The sequence below is a fragment of the Aeromonas cavernicola genome (genome assembly GCF_002795305.1).
In the GTDB taxonomy this organism is placed as follows: Bacteria; Pseudomonadota; Gammaproteobacteria; order Enterobacterales; family Aeromonadaceae; genus Aeromonas; species Aeromonas cavernicola.
The window spans coordinates 1-6,069 of sequence record NZ_PGGC01000069.1 but is presented as its reverse complement, the minus strand read 5'-3'; the positions used below and the strand labels follow the sequence as shown (position 1 = coordinate 6,069).

General features: G+C 52.7%; 5 protein-coding genes, 1 tRNA gene and 1 rRNA gene. 4 read left to right on the top strand and 3 right to left on the bottom strand.

Going from position 1 to position 6,069, the window contains the following annotated elements; genetic code table 11:
* The first annotated feature begins 175 nt into the window (after positions 1 to 175).
* The 3 genes from rrf to cysQ all read left to right on the top strand — a co-directional run bounded on the left by rrf (position 176) and on the right by cysQ (position 1,275).
* Positions 176 to 290: ribosomal RNA gene (gene rrf, locus CUC53_RS07600) — 5S ribosomal RNA — on the top strand.
* A gap of 29 nt (positions 291 to 319) precedes the next feature.
* A tRNA-Asp gene (locus tag CUC53_RS07595) sits at positions 320 to 396 on the top strand.
* A gap of 117 nt (positions 397 to 513) precedes the next feature.
* Entirely contained in the window at positions 514 to 1,275 is a 762-nt protein-coding gene (gene cysQ, locus CUC53_RS07590) for a 3'(2'),5'-bisphosphate nucleotidase CysQ (protein ID WP_100293596.1), read from the top strand.
* Between the two features lie 77 nt (positions 1,276 to 1,352).
* On the opposite strand, the gene CUC53_RS07585 is transcribed toward cysQ, so the two are convergent.
* The 3 genes from CUC53_RS07585 to CUC53_RS07575 form a co-directional block, all read right to left on the bottom strand.
* Entirely contained in the window at positions 1,353 to 1,649 is a 297-nt protein-coding gene (locus CUC53_RS07585; RefSeq protein WP_100293595.1) for a YciI family protein, read from the bottom strand.
* Between the two features lie 22 nt (positions 1,650 to 1,671).
* Positions 1,672 to 2,223 carry a septation protein A gene (locus CUC53_RS07580; RefSeq protein WP_100293594.1) on the bottom strand — a complete coding sequence of 184 codons (552 nt, stop codon included), beginning with the start codon at positions 2,221 to 2,223 and terminating at the stop codon, positions 1,672 to 1,674.
* Positions 2,224 to 2,301: 78 nt separating this feature from the next.
* Entirely contained in the window at positions 2,302 to 3,825 is a 1,524-nt protein-coding gene (locus tag CUC53_RS07575) for a pyridoxal-dependent decarboxylase (protein WP_100293593.1), read from the bottom strand.
* 420 nt (positions 3,826 to 4,245) lie between these two features.
* Between CUC53_RS07575 and CUC53_RS07570 the strand changes: the two genes are divergently transcribed.
* Positions 4,246 to 6,069, top strand: a 1,824-nt coding sequence (locus CUC53_RS07570) for a retention module-containing protein (RefSeq protein WP_157798224.1), incomplete at its 3' end; no start/stop codon positions are given.

Here is a 6,069-nt window from a genome sequence, read left to right as displayed (position 1 = left end):
AAGCGCGGCGACGTGTTGAGCTAACCTATACTAATTACCCGTGAGGCTTAACCATACAACACCCAAGAAGTGTTCTGGGCCTTGTAGCAAGTGAACGAACTACTCAAATTCAGTGATAGTGACAAGCCAAGCGCAACATCACTACTCACGTCAGCTTTCTGGATGAAGATTTTTGCCTGGCGGCAATAGCGCTGTGGAACCACCTGATCCCATGCCGAACTCAGAAGTGAAACGCGGTAGCGCCGATGGTAGTGTGGCATTCGCCATGCGAGAGTAGGACACTGCCAGGCACCTAATTAGCAATAAGCTAGCCGAATGCGGAGCGGTAGTTCAGTCGGTTAGAATACCGGCCTGTCACGCCGGGGGTCGCGGGTTCGAGTCCCGTCCGCTCCGCCAGTTATAAGATAGTGAAGATTAAAAAGCCCAACTGATTTATTCAGTTGGGCTTTTTCGTATGTGTAATGGAGATGAAAACAATTATACTTGGGGCCTTTCGTATCGATAGAGCGTGTTATGTATCATCCTGATATTGCTGATATTGAGCCCATTGTTCGAGCTGCAGGCGAGGCTATCATGGCCATTTATCGTCATGGTTTTACGGTGGAGTATAAGAGTGATGACAGCCCGCTAACCAAAGCTGATCAGTGTGCTCATAAGGTGATTGTGCAGGCGTTAGAAAAGCTCACTCCCACCCTACCAGTGCTTTCTGAAGAGTCTGGCCCCGATGTAATGGCTGCTCGCCATCAATGGTCTCACTATTGGTTGGTCGATCCTCTTGATGGCACTAAGGAATTTGTTTCACGTAATGGTGAGTTTACGGTCAATATTGCCTTAATTGAACATGGGCGGTCCGTCTGGGGCATTGTCTATGCGCCCGTGTTGGATAAGCTTTGGTATGGCGGTAAAGCGCAGGGAGCTTGGCGGATCGTTGATGGTCAACGAGAGATGATTCAGGTTAGACCCCATTTACCAGGAACAGCTTGGCGGGTTGTTGGCAGCCGTAGTCACCTTTCTAGCGAAACGCGGGATTTTCTGGTGCCATTGGGTGATATCGAGTGGCTATCGATGGGGAGTTCTTTGAAATTCTGTGTGATTGCTGAGGGAGAGGCTGAGCTATACCCGCGTCTCGCACCCACATGTGAATGGGATACTGCTGCAGCACAAGCGGTGCTGGAAGGTGCTGGGGGAAGGGTGACTCAGCTTGATGGCACCCCTCTTACCTATAACAAGCCAGATATTCTCAATCCTTGGTTTATTGCTAGCGCTGAATCCTAAGGTCAGCGGTGATGATTGTTATGCAAGAGGCCGGACACTATGTCCGGCCTCTTGTTGCTTATGCTGTTTGTGACCGCTCAAAAAACTCTTTTGAATGGCTTAATAGTGACATTGGCATAAACACCGGCAGTCACGTAGGGGTCAGCATCGGCCCACGCTTTAGCCTCTTCCCAACTGGCGAATTCAGCAATCACTGTGCTACCGCTAAAGCCCGCATCGGCTGGGTCTTCGGCGTCGATGGCGGGATTGGGCCCCGCAGTCAGCAACCTGCCCTCAGCCCGCAGCGCCTCCAGGCGGGCAAGGTGGGCAGGGCGTACCTGTTTGCGCAGCGGCAGGCTATTAGCCACATCTTCCGAATAGATGAGATACCACATGGAATGATCCTTTTCTTGAGAGTTATTTTTCCTGATCGCCTTTCTGCTCAGTCGGTAAGTGGCGATACAGATAAACGCCACTGAGTAGGGTGAATATCAAGGTCATACCGAGTAAACCAAAGACCTTGAAATTAACCCAGACTTCCTGTGGCAAGTTAAAGGCGATGTAGAGATTGAGCAGACCACACAGGCTAAAGAAACCCACCCAGCCAAAATTGACGCGATCCCAAATCGCATCCGGTGCTTGCAGCTCCTTTCCCAACATTTGTTTAATGAGGTTTTTGCCAAAACCATAGCGGCTGATCAGCAGTCCCAGCGCAAATAGGGCATTGACAACCGTGACCTTCCACTTGATGAAAGTATCATCATGAAAAAACACGGTGAGGCCGCCAAAGAAACCAACCAGTAGGAAGGTGAATAATTGCATTTTTTCTACCTTGCGATAGCGCACCCAGCTATAAATCAGCTGGAGTCCGGTTACGACCACTAAGGCGCCGGTTGCAGTGTAGATGTCGTAAAATTTGTAGACGGCAAAAAATACAATAAGTGGAATAAATTCAATAAATTGCTTCATGTCTTACTCTGTTGACCTCAAAAATGCTCTCAGTGTAACTGGCCAAGGGGTAACCGCAAATGAATAAAGCGGCCTAGCTTACCCGTCCCCGTTGCTGCCACCAAATAACTGAGAGGCGATCTGACTACCTAATCGCTGCTGGTCAGCCAGTACTTGCTGGATATGCTGCTCTCTAATGTGTGGATTAAGCAGCACGGCGCGGAGCAGGGTAAGCGGCTGATCGCCATAACGCAACACTGTACGTTGGGTGCGGGAGACAAAACTATGTCCTTCGGCCCGCTGCGCTTTTTGCAGGGCGACGTTGAAGGCGTTGAGCTGCTCGTTAGCTGCCTCATCGAGCGGTTTTCCTCGCAGATGGGGTGGGATGCAGCGGTACGAGAGCAGGTTCATCACTGGCTCCGACATTAGCTCGAAGGCAGGATCATCACGGATCAGCGCTGCCATCAGCCGAGCTCGATCATAGTTAGCTTCAATCAGCTCGGCATAACCCTGTAGGCCAAACAATTGAAAGGCGGCATCAAGGTATAGGGCATTGGCTGGACGAGTCCCCTCTAGGGTAAAACGGCCTTGATCGAATGACGTAGCGCGAATGGCATAAGGCGCCTCTCGCTTAACCGCCATCATCAGATCGGGCTGACGACAGAGCAGCATACCGGTACCCAGTGGCACGAGTAGCTGTTTGTGGCCATCCAGAGTCACAGTATCGGCCAGCTCGATCCCTTCCAACAGACTTTGATAGCGTGGGGAGAATAGGGTCGGGCCACCCCAAGCGGCATCAACGTGGAAGTGGATCTGCTCGCGTTTAGCAATGGCGGCGAGTGTCGGTAGGGGGTCAATGGAGCCAAAATCGGTGCTGCCCGCGACCCCGACGAGTGCCAACACTCTGATTTTTTCCTCTTTGCAACGCAAAAGTGCCTGCTCCAGTGCCGTCAGACAGAGCCGATTCTGCTCATCGGTGGCGAGCCGCCACACGTTGTGCGCTCCTAGGCCCAGTAAATCCATGCCCTTATCAAAGGAGTAGTGCATGAGACGTGAGCCCAAAATAACGGCGCCGCGATAGCCCTGCTCATAGAGGGCAAACAGATTGTCACCGCAGGTTCGGTTGCGGGCTAGCCAAAGGGCGGTGACGTTAGCGATGGTTCCACCGCTAGTCATGACGCCGAGGGCTGCATCTTTGGCGTGCATCTGTTGGTCATAGAACAGGTCATCAGCGCGATAGATCAGTCGATGTAGCTTGGCCAGTACCTCCCGCTCCAGAAAACTGAGCAGACGGGATGACTCCATCTTCATTGGATTTTGGTTGAGCATCACCACCAAGCGGGAAAGCTCGGCGGTGAAGGCGGGCAAAGGTGCAGTCATATGGCCCATATAACAAGGTGATGCTAAATGGGAGCTCCCCGGTATGACGGTGGCTAGTCGTGCCAGATAGTTCTCTAGCGTTAGGCCGACTGGGGGCAGGTGAGATTGGTTGAGCCGCTGAGCAAATAGCTGGTGCTGATAAGGGGCCTGACTGTCGTCTGAGTGATGGAAGATCTCCAGCAAGGTGCTCATCGCCTCACTAAAAGCGGGGTCCGTTGGTGCAAACAGCTCACTTAACGTCATCAGGTTCTCCAGCCTAGCTCGGTAATGCCACCGCTCTCATGTTCGGCGGCAGAGCATACACCAAAGCAGCCAAGGGTGGCACGCATTGGCGTTCTCTCACGCGATGTACTCTCCATTTGAATTCTGCCGATCAGCGTAGTCAGTGAGTGAGGTAGTAAGGTGGGGCTTGGATGACGGCGTCTATCGAGCGTTCAACACATCAGAAAAGGGTAAGGTTAGGTGCGGCGTTATCACCTGTGCTGCCGGCTATTGCCTATTGATGCGTGGCTGCGGAATAGAAAACCCTGTTTATTCTATGGTTTCGTTCAAGTAAGTCTCAGATAAATATCTCCTTTCGATTTTTTGGGATGGTTTCCAATCATCTCTAGGTGCACAGTTGAGCCCGATTTATTGCAGCCAAATTCAGTCTAGGGAGAGGACATGAGCGCGAATAGCATTACCCTGCAGCAGGCAGTCACCATCACTCAATTGACAGGGGAATTATATCTAGTTAATGCCGATGGTAGTCGTACTCAGCTGGCGGAAGGTGATGTCGTACCACAAGGCGCGGTGATCGCCACTCAAGGTGGCGGGAGCTTTATGGGGCAAGGAGAGTTATTTACGCTCCCTCCCGCTGATGATGCAAGGTTAGTGGGGGAGCCGGATGATGAGGGGGTTGCGCTGGCGCAGCTTCAAACCGGTGATTTACCCGATGAGATTAGTGCGTTGCAACAAGCGATTCTTGGTGGGGTGGACCCCACCCAAACCTTTGAAGCAGCAGCAGCAGGTGGCGCGCCAGCAGCAGGTGGCGGCATTGGCGGCGTAGTTGGGTCCAGTGGCAATGGTGGATTCGTTACCATTGACCGGACTGGGAATGCCACGATCGCTGAAGCCAGTTTTGATACGACTTATAACGCGGTTATGGCTGCGCCATTGCGTGCGCAGCCTAGTGAGGAGGAGCCGCGTCTTTTTTCTGAGACCACGAGTGCTAATTTGGCACTCAGTGCGGCAAAAGAAGTAAATGAAGGAGGAGAGATCACCTTTGTCGCGACCCTTGATCGGGCCGTGGTGGGGGAAGATATGGTGATCACGCTCTCTAACGGCGCCATCATCACAATACCTGTCGGGCAGACCTCAGGGTCGGTGACCGTTCCTGCTCCCGCTGATGACCCTTATCTGGACCAAGCACAAGTTAACGTGACCGTGACGGGGACGTTGGGCGGTGGATTTGAGCAAGTTGTCACTGGCCCTGGCACGACGACTCAAGTCAACGACACCCTAGACCCGACCACCGTGACCTTAATTGCCCCGACAGAGGTTAATGAGGGAGGAACGATTACCTATAGCGCGGTGGTTAATAACCCCCCGCAGAGCGACTTGGTCTTGACCCTCTCAAACGGTGCCACCCTGACTATTTTGGCGGGCCAACTCAGTGGCAGTGTGACAATTGATGCACCCAGTGATGATGTTTATCGTGATGACAGCTCGCTAACCGTCGAGATAGTCACTAGCCAAGGTGGCAATTACGAACAGCTTAATATCGGGAATTCGGTCACCACTACGATCACCGATACGCTAGATACCACGACCGTCACCTTGAGTTCCACGACTAACGGTCAAACCGTCGTCGAGGGTGGCTCCATCATCTACACCGCTAGCGTTAGCAGCCCAGTTACCGGCTCGCCGCTGGTTATCACCCTCACCGATGGCACCAGGATTACCATTCCGGTTGGTAGCAGCAGTGCCAATAGCGAACCTGTCCCAGTACGGGGCGACGATGCCTATCGCCAAGGTGATACTGCGGTGAGCGTCAACATTGATGATGCCCGTGGTGGCAACTATGAAAAAATAGCCATCAATGGAACGGTCAGTCATACCGTAGTGGATGATAACGATGCGCCGACTTTGACGCTCAGCGGTAGCAAAGAGGTGGTCGAGGGCCAGAGCGCCACCTATACCTTGACGATCAGTGAAGCGCCAAAAACAGATATGACGGTAAGAGTGGTGATCGGCCATAAAACGACAGATAGCGGGGATGTTGAGGCCCAAGAGCTGACGTTGGTGATCAAGGCTGGTCAAAACAGCGTGACCTTTCCAGTCCAAACTCTTGATGACCAGCTTACCGAACGACCTGAACAATATACTGTCACCGTAGTTGGTACGGTGGGAGGCGGCTATGAGCGAGCGCCAACGCTGCCATCCATTACCACGACGATTGTAGATGACCGCAACACTAGCCCGGGTGGTAACCCTGAGGTGGACGAA

What these genes read in the sequence shown, in the direction of transcription:
- cysQ (WP_100293596.1), top strand. Translation starts at nt 514, where the DNA reads ATGTATCATCCTGATATTGCTGATATTGAGCCCATTGTTCGAGCTGCA.
- CUC53_RS07585 (WP_100293595.1), bottom strand. Translation starts at nt 1,649, where the DNA reads ATGTGGTATCTCATCTATTCGGAAGATGTGGCTAATAGCCTGCCGCTG.
- CUC53_RS07580 (WP_100293594.1), bottom strand. Translation starts at nt 2,223, where the DNA reads ATGAAGCAATTTATTGAATTTATTCCACTTATTGTATTTTTTGCCGTC.
- CUC53_RS07575 (WP_100293593.1), bottom strand. Translation starts at nt 3,825, where the DNA reads ATGACGTTAAGTGAGCTGTTTGCACCAACGGACCCCGCTTTTAGTGAG.